A 14754-nucleotide genomic window follows, 5' to 3' on the forward strand; every position below is an offset into this window, starting at 1 on the left:
TTTTTCGCGAGCAAGCTCGCTCCTACAGTGGGAACGGTCAGGCCCTTGAAGTCAGCCCTTCCACACCTGCGGGTTCACCAGGTCCTGCGGACGTTGGCCCAGCAGGGCGCTGCGCAGGTTGTCCAGGGCGCGGTTGGCCATGGCTTCACGGGTTTCGTTCGTGGCCGAGCCGATGTGCGGCAAAGTCACGGCGTTACTCAGTTGGAACAGCGGCGACTCGGCCAGCGGCTCCTGCTCATACACATCCAGCCCGGCGCCACGGATGCGCTGGTTTTGCAGGGCTTCGATCAGCGCCGGCTCGTCGACTACCGGGCCACGGGAGATATTGATCAGAATCGCGCTGGACTTCATCAAGCCCAGCTCGCGGGTGCTGATCAGGTGGCGGGTCTTGTCGCTCAACGGCACCACCAGGCACACGAAATCCGCCTCGGCCAGCAACTGATCCAGGCTGCGAAACTGTGCGCCCAGTTCCTGCTCCAGTGCCGGCTTGCGGCTGTTGCCGCTGTACAGGATCGGCATGTTGAAACCCAGGCGCCCACGCCGGGCCACGGCCGCACCGATGTTGCCCATGCCGACGATGCCCAGCGTTTTGCCATGCACGTCGCAACCGAACAACGGCGCGCCGACGCTGGCTTTCCACTGGCCGGCCTTGGTCCAGGCGTCCAGCTCGGCCACCCGACGGGCGCTGCTCATGAGCAGGGCGAAGGCCAGATCGGCGGTGCTTTCGGTGAGCACGTCGGGGGTGTTGGTGAGCATGATCCCGCGTTCGTTGAAGTACGCCACATCGTAGTTGTCATAGCCCACTGACACGCTGGACACCACTTCCAGCTTGCTCGCGCCCTGCAACTGCTCGCGCCCCAGCTTACGGCCCACGCCGATCAGGCCGTGGGCGTGGGGCAGGGCTTCATTGAATTGAGCGTTGAGGTCGCCCAGCTTGGGGTTGGGCGCGATCACCTCGAAGTCCTGTTGCAGGCGTTCGATCATTTCCGGGGTGACGCGGCTGAAGGCGAGGACAGTCTTTTTCATTGCAGGCGGGCTCATCGACTACGGAAGAATGCCAAGCACGCTAACATTCCTGCTGCCGCTTGTCAGTTGGCCATCCGCACGCCGCTGAGGCTGCCGCTCAACTCGTACGCCACCAACTCCGCCTGGTGCGCCGCCAGAATCTCCGGCAGCGAGCCGCGCAGGTATTCCACCCAGGTCTTGATCTTCGCATCCAGGTATTGGCGCGACGGGTAGATGGCGTACAGGTTCAGTTCCTGGGAACGGTAGTTGGGCATCACCCGCACCAGGGTGCCGTTGCGCAGCCCCTCGATGGCGGCATACACCGGCAACAGGCCGACGCCCATGCCGCTGGTGATCGCGGTTTTCATCGCATCGGCCGAGTTCACCAAGAACGGCGAGGTGTTGATCGCCACGCTTTCCTGGCCTTCAGGGCCGTTGAAGGTCCATTTATCCAACTGGATCACCGGGCTGACCAGGCGCAGGCAGGCGTGGTTGAGCAAGTCCTGTGGGCGCTGGGCACAACCTTTGGCCTTGACGTAATCCGGCGAGGCGCAGGCGATGCTGTAGGTGATGCCCAGGCGCTGGGACACGAAGCCTGAGTCCGGTAGCTCACTGGCCAGCACGATGGACACGTCGTAGCCCTCATCGAGCAGGTCCGGCACGCGGTTGGCCAGGGTCAGGTCGAAGGTCACGTCCGGGTGGGTACGGCGGTAGCGCGCAATCGCATCGATGACGAAGTGCTGGCCGATGCCGGTCATGGTGTGCACTTTCAACTGCCCCGCGGGACGCGCGTGGGCGTCGCTGGCTTCGGCCTCGGCTTCCTCGACGTAGGCCAGGATCTGTTCGCAGCGCAGCAGATAACGTTTGCCGGCCTCGGTCAGCGCGATGCGCCGGGTGGTGCGGTTGAGCAAGCGGGTTTGCAGATGGGCCTCAAGGTTGGAGACCGCGCGCGACACATTGGCCGTGGTGGTATCCAGTTGCACGGCGGCGGCGGTGAAGCTGCCGGCTTCGGCCACGCAACTGAAGGCGCGCATGTTTTGCAAAGTGTCCATGGAGTGTTCTCAGGGGAGATAACAAATTGTGACAGAAAGTTACGCCGTCCAGTGATCCCTACCAACGGATTATCGCCTGAACGGTAACAAAGATTCACAGGAATGCCAGCTTATCGTCCTTCATGCCGCCGCCTAGAATTGCGCCACCTTTCCCGCTCCACCCTCTCAGGAATACGTTCGCCGTGCCGCGTCGCATCAGCAGAGAGCTTAAGACTCTCAGTGTTTGGGCTTTATCGTTAGCAATCAGCGGCTGCATCGGAACCGGAGGAATCGCCCCACAAGGCCAGTCTCTCGACGCCAACCACCTGGCCACCGACGAAGCCATCCAGAGCGCGGCCCAGGACGCCCGCTGGCCCACCGGGCAATGGTGGCAAGCCTACGGCGACCCGCAACTCAATCGCTGGGTCGAGCTGGCCACGCAACACAGCCCGAGCCTGGCCATGGCCGCCGCGCGAGTGCGTGAGGCGCGGGCCATGGCCGGGATTGCCGAGTCTGCCGAGTCGCTGCAGATTAACAGCGACACCACCCTCAAGCGCCACAACTGGCCGAAGGATCAGTTCTATGGTCCCGGCGAGCTGAGCGGTGCCAACACCTGGGACAACAATACGTCCCTGGGCCTGAGCTACGCCCTCGACGTGTGGGGCCGCGAAAGCAATGCCACCGAGCGTGCCGTCGACCTGGCGCACATGAGCGCCGCCGAGGCGCGCCAGGCCCAACTCGAATTGCAGAACAACGTGGTGCGCGCCTATATCCAGTTGTCGTTGCATTACGCCAACCGCGATATCGCCGCGGCGACCCTGGCGCAACAGCAACAGATCCTCGACCTGGCCAACAAGCGCTTGAATGCCGGGATCGGCACCCACTTCGACGTCAGCCAGGCCGAAACCCCGTTGCCGGAAACCCATCGCCAACTGGACGCCCTCGACGAAGAGATCGCCCTGAGCCGTAACCAGTTGGCGGCCCTGGCGGGCAAAGGCCCGGGGGAAGGCGCGCAGTTGCAACGCCCGAGCCTGTCCCTGGCCGCACCGTTGAAATTGCCGTCGAGCCTGCCCGCGCAGTTGCTCGGCCAACGCCCCGACGTGGTCGCCAGTCGCTGGCAAGTCGCGGCCCAGGCCCGTGGTATCGATGTGGCGCACGCCGGTTTCTACCCCAACGTCGACCTGGTCGGCAGCCTCGGCTACATGGCCACCGGTGGCGGCATGCTGGAATTCCTGGCGGGCAAGAAATTCAACTACAACGTGGGACCTGCGATCACCTTGCCGATCTTCGACGGTGGCCGTCTGCGTGCGGAACTGGGCGAGGCCAGTGCCGGTTATGACATCGCCGTGGCGCGCTACAACCAGACCCTGGTCAATGCGCTCAAGGGCATCAGCGACCAATTGATTCGCCGCGAATCCATGGACAAGCAAGCGACCTTCGCCGCGCAATCGGTGGCTTCGGCGCAGAAAACCTATGACATCGCGATGATCGCCTATCAACGCGGCCTTACCGATTACCTCAATGTCCTGAATGCGCAGACCTTGCTGTTTCATCAGCAACAGATCGAGCAACAGGTACAGGCCGCTCGCCTGAGTGCCCACGCCGAACTGGTGACGGCCCTGGGCGGCGGCCTCGGCGCCGGCAACGATGTGCCGCAAGACGCCAAGACCCTCCCGAGCAAGACCCCGGCGGCGCTGGCCGTGTTTGATCACTGAGTAGGATCCGATGACTCCCTTGCCTGCACCGCTGCGCTGGCTGCATTCCCTTGAGTGGCGCCGTGGCTTTTTCGACTGGGCACGCAGCGACGGCGTGACCTGGGTGTATATCTTCAAGGTGCTGATCGCCGCGTTCCTCACGCTGTGGCTGGCCATGCGCCTGGAACTGCCGCAACCACGCACGGCGATGATCACGGTGTTCATCGTGATGCAGCCGCAGAGCGGTCAGGTGTTCGCCAAGAGCTTCTATCGCTTCCTCGGCACCCTGGCGGGGTCGGCGGTGATGGTGTTGTTGATTGCCCTGTTTGCGCAGAACACCGAGTTGTTCCTCGGTGCGCTGGCGATCTGGGTCGGCATCTGCACCGCCGGCGCGACGCGCAATCGCAACTTTCGCGCCTATGGTTTTGTGCTGGCCGGTTATACGGCGGCGATGGTCGGTTTGCCGGCCCTGGCGCATCCGGACGGCGCTTTCATGGCGGCGGTGTGGCGGGTGCTGGAAATCTCCCTGGGGATTCTATGTTCCACCCTGGTCAGCGCCGCGATCCTGCCGCAAACCAGCAGCGCCGCCATGCGCAACGCCTTGTACCAGCGCTTCGGCGTGTTTGCGCTGTTCGTTACCGATGGCCTGCGTGGGCGCAGCCAGCGCGAAGGTTTCGAAGCCAGCAATGTGCGTTTTATCGCCGAAGCGGTGGGCCTGGAAGGGCTGCGCAGTGTGACGGTGTTTGAAGACCCACACATGCGTCGGCGCAACGGCCGGCTCAGTCGCCTCAACAGCGAATTCATGAGCATCACCACACGCTTCAATGCCTTGCACCAGTTGCTGGAGCGCTTGCGCACCGATGAAGCGGACCATGTGGTCGCGGCTATCAAGCCTGGGCTGCAAGACCTTGCTGAAGTGCTCGACGGCTTCTCCGGCCGTGCGCTCACCAGCCCGGATGCAGCGCGCCTGGTCAACCAACTCAGTGCTTACAAGGACGGCCTGCCCGCCAAGGTCCGCAGCCTGCGTGCGGCCTTTCAGGCAGAGCACTCGAGTGAAGCCGAGCAGTTGGATTTCCACACCGCCTACGAACTGCTCTACCGTTTTGTCGACGACCTGCATAACTACGCGCAAACCCACGCGTCCCTGGCGGATCACAGCCATGCGCGCGAGCAGTGGGACGAAACCTTCATCCCCAAGACCAACTGGCTGGCGTGCGCTGCCTCGGGGATCCGCGCGTCATTCATCCTCATCGTCTTGGGCAGCTATTGGGTAGCCACCGCCTGGCCCAGCGGCGCGACCATGACCCTGATCGCCGCTGCCACCGTGGGCTTGTCCGCCGCCACGCCGAACCCAAAACGCATGGCGTTCCAGATGGCGTGCGGAACCTTGATCGGCGCGTTGGTCGGCTTTGTCGAAATGTTCTTCGTATTCCCCTTTATCGACGGCTTCCCACTGCTGTGCGTGATGCTTGCCCCGGTGATCATCTTTGGCGCGTTCCTCGCTTCGCGTCCGCAATACGCGGGTGTCGGCGTGGGGCTGCTGATCTTCTTCAGCACCGGCTCGGTGCCGGACAACCTGACGATCTATAACCCCTACACCTTCATCAACGACTACATCGCCATGGTCATCGGCATGCTGGTTTGCGCAGCGGCAGGGGCGATCATCCTGCCGCCCAACAGTCGCTGGCTATGGCGTCGTTTGGAGCAGGATCTGCGCGAACAAGTGGTGTATGCGATCAGCGGCAAGCTCAAGGGCTTGGCGTCGAGTTTCGAAAGCCGTACCCGCGATTTGCTGCACCAGGCCTACGGTCTTGCCGTCGGCCAGCCGCAAGTGCAGCGCGACCTGCTGCGCTGGATGTTCGTGGTGCTGGAAGTCGGCCACGCGATTATCGAACTGCGCAAGGAACAGGCGATTCTGCCGGTGCATCCGGCGTACGCCGAATCCCAGCCGTGGCGCCAGGCGATCCGCGTGATGGGCCGCTCGCTGGTGCGGCTGTTCCTGCAACCCAGCGCGAGCAACCTGGAGCGTGGCCTGATCGCCGTCGACCATGCGATCAGCCGCGTGCAGGCCACCGACGAACCTTTCGCCCCGCACTTCGACACCTCGGCCCTGCGCCGGGTGAAAAGCTACCTGCACTTTATCCGCACCTCGCTGCTGGACCCGCAATCGCCGCTGGCTGCTCTAAAAGGACCCCCGCATGCCCCGTGAAATCGCCTTCCACGGCGTGTACATGCCGACCATGACCCTGATGTTCCTGATCGCAGCCGTATTGGCCTGGGCGCTTGATCGCTTCCTGGCCGGCTTCGACCTGTACCGTTTTTTCTGGCACCCGGCGTTGCTGCGCCTGAGCCTGTTCGTTTGCCTGTTCGGCGCCCTGGCGCTGACCGTCTACCGTTGAGATGCCCCGATGAAAAAGTTTTTCAGCCTGCTCGCGACCTTGCTGGTACTGGCCTTGGCCATCTGGATTGGCCGCACGTTGTGGGTGCACTACATGGAAACCCCGTGGACCCGCGACGGGCGTGTGCGTGCCGATATCATCAACGTCGCCGCCGACGTCACCGGCGAAGTGGTCGACGTGCCGGTGCGTGACAACCAGTTGGTCAAAAAGGGCGACCTGTTGATGCAGATCGACCCCGAGCACTACCGCATTGCGGTCAAACAGGCGCAATCGCTGGTGGCGTCGCGCAAGGCCACCTGGGAAATGCGCAAGGTCAATGCTCACCGTCGGGCTGACCTCGATGCGCTGGTGATTTCCAGGGAAAACCGCGACGACGCCAGCAACATCGCCGACTCGGCACTGGCAGATTACCAACACGCGCTGGCGCAACTGGAAGCAGCCGAACTCAACCTGAAACGCACCCAAGTGGTGGCGGCGGTCGATGGTTACGTCACCAACCTCAATGTGCATCGCGGCGACTACGCCCGCATCGGCGAAGCCAAGATGGCCGTGGTGGATATGAACTCGTTCTGGGTCTATGGCTTCTTCGAAGAAACCAAGCTGCCCCACGTCAAGGTCGGTGATAAAGCCGATATGCAGTTGATGAGCGGCGAGACCTTGAAGGGCCATGTGGAAAGCATCTCGCGCGGCATCTACGACCGCGACAACCCCGAAAGCCGCGAACTGATTGCCGATGTGAACCCGACCTTCAACTGGGTGCGCCTGGCCCAGCGGGTGCCGGTGCGGATTCATATCGATGAGGTGCCGGAAGGGGTTTTGTTGGCGGCGGGGATTACCTGCACCGTGATCGTTGGCCCTGCTCGTTGAATCGAGGCGGGTGTTTAGCCGAAGTAACCACGCAAAACGCCCAAGCCGTCAGGATCAACACCCGTGATGTTTGCGGCTACGATCACTCGCTGGTCTCCCCGCTCCGTCAATGACACCGGTTTGGTTACGACTGCAGAGTCAATGTAGTTGTAGCCCAGGTTGTTGAAAGCCAGGTTCAGCCTGCCATCGGCATTGAATTGGGCGACATAGATCCCCCTGCCCGTTGAGGCCGTGACAAGCTGTCCCGTGCGGGTGCTCATGATGCACTGCCAGCCATTGTCGCGCGAGCTCTCGAATTGGCTGACCAGGGGCTTGCCGTTATTGAACAGTTGATGCGCTGCGCCGTTGGGCGTTATGGCGCGCAGTAACCCTCTGGTCCTGGTATCGGCAGCGTCCTGGCCGACTTGGCCAGCGCCAACGAGGCTGCTGTCTGCTCGTTGCGTGAGGTCGTTGAGGCTGGCGTGATCGTCAACGTTCTCATCCACAACGTAGTGAAAGCCAGGTGTCTGAAAATTGCCAAACCTGGCGTCCAGCGTACCGTCATGGTTGAACCGGGCGAACAGGGCAGTATTGAGCCCTGGGGCGAGACGGGCATGACCGGCAATCACGATTTTGTGATCGCTGCCCTGGCTGATGCAGGCGTTGATGGCCGTGGCAGCAGTGGGGTCGGTCAGTTTGAAGTCAAGCCTGCCATCGCGGTTAAAACTGTTGTCCAACACTCCGTCTGGTCGCAGGCGAAACAGCGTGCCGGTCGTCAACTCGGTGTTACCACGCTTTAAGTAATTGGCGGTGATCAGAATGTATCCATCAGGCTGCTCGTGCACGGTGGGCGAGTCTTCTATCAACTCGTCGTCTAAATGGGTTGTTAGAACACGCACTCCATTCTCGGCAAAACCCGTATCGAGATTGCCCCGACTGTTGAAGCGTGCGATGGCCAAGGCCGCCCATGGATCGTTTGGTGTAGGCCATGTCCAGCCAAGCATGAGGATTTTTCCATCGTGCTGAACCGTCAGCCCTGAACCTCCGGCGGGTAAACCGGGCAGGAACCTGTCGAAAACCAGCCCGTTGTTTCCGAATTTTTTATCAAGGTTGCCCTTGGCGTCCAGGCGGCCCAAACCATATATGTAACCGGCGTCAGCGTAAAAGCTGGCGCTGAATAGAACGTTACCGTCTTGATCGGTTGTCAGCCCTTTGATGTGGTGTCGAACGACCAGCTCGGGGTGCTCTTCTACGATCTTGGCCAGGGCGGCTTCGCCAAGGGTGCCGAAGGCTGGATCTGGAGTACCAGGTTGTGTGGTAGGCATTTTGGTATTCCGTCATGGGTCAGAGGGACTTGGCTGCATGGGCAGGGTACGAAGTCAACCCATGCAACGATGACCCAGTCTGGCCCCGGTGTAATACCGGGTCTACTGTCAACTCTGACAGGTGTCAGGTCGCCATTATGCGGTCGTGTAGGTCTCATGCAGATGACGCCACAAGAGCGCGCCACTCGCCTGCTTTTCGAAAACTACTGTGGCACGGCGGTCAGTCTGGGTACCGCTGTCGTCGATTTGATGTTCCCGGTAAGTCACCGTGGCGCCACGTGCATGGCGATCGATGCCGGCCATCTCGCTCAAGGTGATTTTCAACCCCGGGCGCATGCCGCCCAAGCGCGTGAACAGGGCGTTGACCCCGGCTGCATTCACCCGTGCGCCGGTCGCCGGGGCAACCATGCTGAATTCCGGGGAGAAGCGCGCGAGCAGGTTCTGCAAGGTACCTTCGGGCGCAACGCCGGCAAACCATTGTTCGATCTCGACATGGGTCTGGATCACTTCTTCAAAAAAGTCGCTGTAATCGATCATGGGGGAGGCTCGCTGGCAGGGTGAAGCAGTGCGCGTATTCGGGACATATCCAGACGTAGCACCGCAAAAAGAGGCAACAGGGTGAGGGCTGCCGCCATCGTGAAGGTTATAGCGAAGGAATCCAAGGCCGACAGCAATGCACTCAACGCCGCCGCGCCCAGGCAGAAACTCAGTTGTCGATTGATGTTCCACAGGGCGCTGGCGTGGCCCATGCGTTCGCCGGGAATATCGAGAAAAGCCAGGGTCTGCGCGGTGCTGCTGCACAGGCTGCCGCCCAAGCCCATCAACAGATAGGCTGGAATAATCAGGGCTGGCGCGTGGAGCAACAGGATGCCGACGCATTGCAGCGCCATGCCCGTCAGCAACAAAGGCTTGGGCCCACAGCGGTTGAACAGTTTCTTGCTGAGGAAAATCGCCAGTGCCGACGCCAGTGCCCACGGCAGCATCAAGGCGCCGGTCTGTGTGGCGTCGTACCCGAGGCCGCGAAGATAGAGTATGGCGATGAGGCTGGTGCCGATGAACACGCCGGGGATGCACAGGTAGATCAGCATCGCGGTGCGCAGCATCGGGCTGCGCATCTGTTGGAAAATACTGCCCACGTCCAATGGCACACGACGGCTCGACGGCCTGTCAGGTTTTATCCACAGCATGGTCAGCAGCAGGGTCATCAACGCCAGTGGCAGATTGGCGTAGAAGATCCAGCGCCACGACACGTTGTCGACAATCAAACCACCCAGCGCCGGTGACAGCGCCGGCACCAGCAATGCCACCGACATCACTTGCGCTGTCAGTTGGCTGCGTTCAGCCGCCGGGAAATGCCGGTAAGCCATGGCCTGCCCGACGGGAATCAGCAAGCCACCACCCAGCCCTTGCAGGGCACGCCAGCCGATCAGTGTTTCAATCGAACTCGCCTGGCCCACCATCACCGACGCCCCGGCGAACAGCAACAGGCTTGCCGCGATCAGAGTTCGCTCCCCCATCACCGCAGCCAACCAGACACTGAGCGGAATGATCACGGTGAGGCCGAGCAGGTAGGCATTGCTGATCCATGCCAATTGCGTGACCGAGGCATGCAGGTCGCGGGCGATATCCGGGTAGGCGACCGTGGCGACAAACATGTTCACCAGGTCCAGGGCGAAGCCCAGCAAAAAGATCCAGGCGACTTTCGAGCGGTAGGTCATGAGTGTGATCCAGCGAGTGAAGCGGGCAGGGTAGGCGGGTCGTGCTGTTTGGGAAACGTCGGTTTGCCTGTTACTTTGTCAAAAATATTTTGACAAAGGAGGGTGCCGCCGATGGTCAGCCTGGACCGATTCGACACCTTCAAAGCCGTGGTCGAGGCCGGCTCGCTCACCGCTGCCGCCGACCTGTTGGGCCAGACCCGCGCCGTGGTCAGCTTCAACCTCAAGCGTCTGGAAGCGGAACTGGGCGTCACTCTGCTGACCCGCAACACCCGTCAACTGGCCCTGACCGATGCCGGCGAGCGCTTCTACCTGCGCTGCACACGCATGCTCGAAGAAGCACGATTGGCGGTGGAAGAGGCGCGTTCGGAACATGCCCAACTCAAAGGCACGCTGCGCATCACTACTACTGTGGAATACGCATTGGCCGTGGTTGCCCCGGCGGTCGAAGCCTTTCGCCGCCTGCATCCAGACCTGAACATCCACTTATCCACGTCCTCGACCCATGCAGACTTGATCTCCGAGCGTTTTGACGTGGCGATTCGGTTGGGAAGCCTGGTGGATTCCAATCACCGTGCGGTGCAGTTGTCGACGTTCGATGTGTTCGCTGTGGCGGCGCCACAGTTTAGTGGGGTTAATACGTTGGATGACTTGGAGCAGTTGCCCAAGCTGGGACATAGCCGATTGACGGAGTTGAGCGTGACCGATCCACAAGGCGGCGAACATTCTTATCGCCCCGGCCATGCGTCGCTAGTCGCTGACAGCGCAGCCGTTCTCCAAGCCTTCGCCGTGCGGGGGCACGGTGTGGCGGTGTTGCCGCAATGGCTGGTGCAGGATGACCTGGACGCCGGACGATTAGTGCGCCTGTTGCCGGACCATCGCTTTGCCCCGCAAGGGATCTACGCGATGTATCCGGACACCCGACATTTGCCCCTGAAGGTGCGGGCGTTTATTGACTTTATGAAGGGTTAGAGCGAACCGGCCAGCCCGAAGCGTTTCTTCAACACCTTCTCCAACAACCCTTTGGGCAACAACGCCGCCATCAACGGTAACGCGCGGCTACCATTGCCCGAGCGCAGCAGACGGGGCGGTTGTGGTTGTTGCACCGCCTTCAATACATCCTCAGCAAACACATTGGCCGGCGTTGGCTTGTCCTGGGAAGCCTGGCTGCGCGCACGGATGCCGTCGCGCAACGGCCACCATGGCGATTGTTCATTGATCAACAGTTCGGCCTGGGCACCGGCATTTTTTGCGAAGTGTGTATTGATGGCACCGGGTTGCACTTCCATGACCCGCACGCCAAACGGCGCTAGTTCCATGCGCAGCGCGTCGCTCAAGGCATGCACGGCGGCTTTTGACGCGCAATAGGCCCCCGCAAACGGCGTTACCAGCACACCGGAAACACTGCCGATATTCACCACCAATCCCTTGCTGCGCCGCAGGGCCGGGAACAGCGCCTGGGTTACACCGACGATGGAAAACACATTGGTCTCGAATTGGCGTTGCATCGCCTCGGTGCCGCCGTCGAGCAACGGACCCATGGCGCCATAACCGGCGTTGTTGACCAGTACGTCCAATTCGCCCAGTTGTTCGGCCAGCCGTTGCAAAGCGGCGCTGTCGTTGACGTCCAGTTCGACGGCATTAAAGCCTGCAGCGGCGAGGGCGGCGACGTCTTCCGGGCGGCGGGCGCTGGCCCAGACGGTATGGCCGGTTGCTTTGAAGGCATCCGCCAGCGCGCGGCCAATGCCGCTGGAACAACCGGTGATGAGTACGTTGGGCATGGATCAATCCTTTGTCAGTCCGAAAAACTGCCTTGCAGGTGCTCGGCTCGAAATTCCAGGGTTTGCGGGCGGTAGCCGGGGCGCAAGGGCGGAGTGGGCAGGCAATCGTCCCAGGTGGCGCCAGCCTGCAACTCGCCGGGCCCGCGATAGCGTGGGGCGGCGTAGACGTTGTCGGCCAGGTTGACCGTGTCGCCCGGCGCATAGGCAGCGACGCGCCAACGCAGCTCGGTGAGGGGCACGTCATTGCCGTTGTTCAGGACCAGTTTCAGTGGACGATCGGCGGGGCATTCCTGCGGGGCGTAGCTGATGCGCAGTTCCAGGCGCGCCAGTTGCGAGGCTTCCCGGCTGTCCAGCCACACCACCCAGATCGCGACGAAACCCAAGCCCACGGCGGCCGCGAGGGACACGGGCAGTGCCTTGGCGGGGTAGCGCAGCAACAGGATCAGCCAGGTGATGATCAGTAGAACGCCGAAAAACATGGAGACCACCTCAAGTAGGGAATGAGCATCCTAACTTAAGCGTAGGTGGGATTGATCACCACGGCCCCAAAGAAAAAGCCCCCACCCAACCCACTGCGGATAGGGGACGCAATGGGCTGGGCGAGGGCTTCTTGTACGACTGTTTTACTGCGCGATAGTTTTCACCGACACGCCACGTTCAACCGGCGTCGAGCGACCGTAGATATCTTCAAAACGCTCGATATCGTCTTCACCCAAATAGCTGCCCGATTGCACCTCGATAATCTCCAACGGGATCTTGCCCGGGTTACGCAGGCGGTGCACCGAAGCGATCGGGATGTAGGTGGACTGGTTCTCGGTGAGCAGGAACACGTTCTCGTCGCAGGTCACTTCGGCGGTGCCGCTGACCACGATCCAGTGTTCGGCACGGTGGTGGTGCATCTGCAGCGACAGGCACGCGCCCGGCTTGACCGAGATGTGCTTGACCTGGAAACGCCCGCCCATGTCCACCGAGTCGTAGGAGCCCCACGGACGATAGACTTCGCAGTGGTTCTGGGTTTCGCTGCGGCCCTGGTCGTTCAGGGTGTTGACCATCTGCTTGACGCCCTGGACCTTGTCCTTGTGGGCAATCATCATCGCGTCCTTGGTTTCCACCACCACGATGTTATCCAGGCCGATCACCGACACCAGTTTGCCGTTGCCATGGATCATGCAGTTGCGGCTGTCCTGGATCACCACGTCGCCCTTGCTCACATTGCCGTGCACGTCTTTGTCGTTGACGGCCCACAGCGAGGCCCAGCAACCGACGTCGCTCCAGCCGGCGCTCAGCGGTACCACGCAGGCGCGCTGGGTTTTTTCCATCACGGCGTAGTCGATGGAGTTGTCCGGACAGCAGGCGAAGGTGGCTTCGTCGAAGGTCACGGTGTCAGCGGTCTGTTCGCTGCGCTCAAGCGTCAGCAGGCAGGTGTCGTAGATGTCCGGATCGTGCTTTTTCAGCTCTTCGAGGAAGCGGCTGGCGCGGAACAGGAACATGCCGCTGTTCCAGAAATACCCGCCGCTTTTGACGAACTCGACAGCGCGTTTTTCATTGGGTTTTTCCACGAACTGCTCGACGCGGCTCACGCCCTCGGGCAGCAGCGAATCGTTGGTGGACTTGATGTAGCCATAACCGGTTTCCGGACGAGTCGCCGGTACGCCGAACAGCACCATCTCGCCACGCTCGGCGGCCACGGTGGCCAGGGCCAGCGCGCGTTGCAGGGCTTTCTGGTCGTCGATCACGTGGTCGGCGGGCAGCACCAGCATCAGCTCGTCGCGGCCTTCATTGACCAGCATCATCGCGGTGAGAGCCACGGCCGGCGCGGTGTTGCGGCCGAACGGCTCCATCAGGATGCGCTGGCTTTCCAGCTTGCGCGCGGCCAGTTGCTCGTTGACGATAAAACGGTGGTCCTTGTTGCAGACCACGATCGGAGCGTCCATACCTTCAAACACCAGGCGTTCCAGGGTTTGCTGGAACAGTGTGTGCTCGCCGGTCAGGGCCAGGAATTGTTTAGGGAACTGTTTACGGGAAAGCGGCCAAAGACGTGAGCCGCTACCACCGGAAAGGATAACTGGAATCATGGGTGTTTCTCCTTGAATCGATTTGGGTCAGAGCTACGAAGGTTTGTCGTTTCACTCTTGTTTTTGTCTCGGTCCGAACTGACGTCTCGATCCCCTGTAGGAGCGAGCTTGCTCGCGAAGCACTTCCAGACACCGCGTACATTCAGAATGCCCGCGTTATCGTTGGCGATTTTCGCGAGCAAGCTCGCTCCTACAGTGGGTAGCCGTCAGTCCGGAAAATGGTTTAGCGGGTCGACACAGGGCGTTTCACCCAGACAGGCGACAGGCTCGAACCGGAACCGGTGACGTACAGCACCGCTGCCTCACCACGCTCCAGGGCCACTGGCTTCACGTCGCCGACTTTCTTGTCGCCGTCATACAACGCCAGGCTCACCTTCACCGGGTTGATCTCGCGCTCGCCACGCCCTTTGGCAGCAACGGCCTTGACCACATCGGTCTTGCCATCAGCCGTCTTCAAGGTCAGGGCCTTGTCGCTGAGGTTCTGCACGCGCACCAGGGATTTCTGCTTGTTCTTGAACGGTGGCTCTTCGATTAGTTGGGGCTGGCCGCTGCCGCTGTTGACCAGGGTGTAGTAGTGGTCGGCGGCGAGTTTGACCGGCACGGTCTGGCTGCCGACCTTGGCGCTGTAGTCACCGCCAGGCATGAAGCTGAAGTCGCTGCTGGCCAGTGGCGCAACGTCGCTCAGGTTGGTGGCGCCGACGGTGGCGCTGACTTCCTGGTTGCTGGCGTTATAGATGCGCACGAAGCTCGAGCCTTTTGGCGCGGTCGGGCCGTAGAGGGCGGCGTCGCCACCGGCGAAGGCGGACATCGATACGAAGCTCAGGCCTGCTGCGATAGCCAGGGTTTTAGCGAGACGACGAGGAGTTGTAGTGAAAGTCATGTG

14 protein-coding genes are annotated in these 14754 nt (G+C 61.5%); 5 read left to right on the forward strand and 9 right to left on the reverse strand.

What is annotated here, in order from left to right; all coding sequences use genetic code 11:
- Positions 1-51: 51 nt before the first annotated feature.
- The gene (locus CI807_RS11700) at positions 52-1026 is read right to left on the reverse strand and encodes a D-glycerate dehydrogenase (protein WP_095014761.1); all 975 of its coding nucleotides are present in this window, start codon (positions 1024-1026) and stop codon (positions 52-54) included.
- Between the two features lie 62 nt (positions 1027-1088).
- Positions 1089-2057, reverse strand: coding sequence for a LysR family transcriptional regulator (locus CI807_RS11705; RefSeq protein ID WP_016974978.1), 969 nt, complete (start codon positions 2055-2057; stop codon positions 1089-1091).
- A gap of 182 nt (positions 2058-2239) precedes the next feature.
- On the opposite strand from CI807_RS11705, the gene CI807_RS11710 reads away from it, so the two are divergent.
- From CI807_RS11710 to CI807_RS11725, 4 genes are read left to right on the forward strand one after another with little or no spacing between them, the layout of a single operon-like run.
- Entirely contained in the window at positions 2240-3751 is a 1512-nt protein-coding gene (locus CI807_RS11710; RefSeq protein WP_095014762.1) for an efflux transporter outer membrane subunit, read from the forward strand.
- 10 nt (positions 3752-3761) lie between these two features.
- The gene (locus tag CI807_RS11715) at positions 3762-5939 is read left to right on the forward strand and encodes an FUSC family protein (RefSeq protein ID WP_095014763.1); all 2178 of its coding nucleotides are present in this window, start codon (positions 3762-3764) and stop codon (positions 5937-5939) included.
- Complete coding sequence (locus tag CI807_RS11720; protein WP_012722318.1) at positions 5929-6129, forward strand: DUF1656 domain-containing protein; 201 nt, start codon at positions 5929-5931, stop codon at positions 6127-6129. The genes CI807_RS11715 and CI807_RS11720 overlap by 11 nt, the downstream gene beginning before the upstream one ends.
- A 9-nt stretch (positions 6130-6138) precedes the next feature.
- Positions 6139-6996: an HlyD family secretion protein gene (locus tag CI807_RS11725; protein WP_095014764.1), complete on the forward strand. Its 858-nt coding sequence runs from the start codon at positions 6139-6141 to the stop codon at positions 6994-6996.
- Positions 6997-7010: 14 nt separating this feature from the next.
- Here the strand turns inward: CI807_RS11725 and CI807_RS11730 are convergent, their stop codons facing one another.
- The 3 genes from CI807_RS11730 to CI807_RS11740 all read right to left on the reverse strand — a co-directional run bounded on the left by CI807_RS11730 (position 7011) and on the right by CI807_RS11740 (position 10018).
- A complete protein-coding gene (locus CI807_RS11730; RefSeq protein WP_095014765.1) occupies positions 7011-8300 on the reverse strand; it encodes a hypothetical protein in 1290 nt (429 codons plus the stop codon).
- Positions 8301-8435: 135 nt separating this feature from the next.
- Entirely contained in the window at positions 8436-8837 is a 402-nt protein-coding gene (locus CI807_RS11735) for a DUF4440 domain-containing protein (RefSeq protein ID WP_095014766.1), read from the reverse strand.
- Positions 8834-10018 (reverse strand): MFS transporter, encoded by a 1185-nt coding sequence (locus tag CI807_RS11740; protein WP_095014767.1) that lies wholly within the window; start codon positions 10016-10018, stop codon positions 8834-8836. Before CI807_RS11740 ends, CI807_RS11735 begins: the two co-directional genes overlap by 4 nt.
- Before the next feature lie 111 nt (positions 10019-10129).
- Here CI807_RS11740 and CI807_RS11745 point away from each other — a divergent pair, with 111 nt between their 5' ends.
- Complete coding sequence (locus tag CI807_RS11745) at positions 10130-10987, forward strand: LysR family transcriptional regulator (RefSeq protein ID WP_095014768.1); 858 nt, start codon at positions 10130-10132, stop codon at positions 10985-10987.
- Here the strand turns inward: CI807_RS11745 and CI807_RS11750 are convergent.
- The 4 genes from CI807_RS11750 to CI807_RS11770 form a co-directional block, all read right to left on the reverse strand.
- A complete protein-coding gene (locus CI807_RS11750) occupies positions 10984-11796 on the reverse strand; it encodes an SDR family oxidoreductase (RefSeq protein WP_095014769.1) in 813 nt (270 codons plus the stop codon). The two genes, CI807_RS11745 and CI807_RS11750, sit on opposite strands and share 4 nt — an antisense overlap.
- Before the next feature lie 14 nt (positions 11797-11810).
- Positions 11811-12275, reverse strand: coding sequence for a hypothetical protein (locus tag CI807_RS11755; protein ID WP_016978192.1), 465 nt, complete (start codon positions 12273-12275; stop codon positions 11811-11813).
- Between the two features lie 144 nt (positions 12276-12419).
- Positions 12420-13871 (reverse strand): mannose-1-phosphate guanylyltransferase/mannose-6-phosphate isomerase, encoded by a 1452-nt coding sequence (locus CI807_RS11760; RefSeq protein WP_028618920.1) that lies wholly within the window; start codon positions 13869-13871, stop codon positions 12420-12422.
- 223 nt (positions 13872-14094) lie between these two features.
- Entirely contained in the window at positions 14095-14751 is a 657-nt protein-coding gene (locus tag CI807_RS11770; protein ID WP_021491856.1) for an alginate O-acetyltransferase AlgF, read from the reverse strand.
- Between the last annotated feature and the right edge of the window lie 3 nt (positions 14752-14754).

The sequence above is a fragment of the Pseudomonas sp. NS1(2017) genome, from assembly GCF_002269425.1.
Taxonomy (GTDB): Bacteria; Pseudomonadota; Gammaproteobacteria; order Pseudomonadales; family Pseudomonadaceae; genus Aquipseudomonas; species Aquipseudomonas reactans.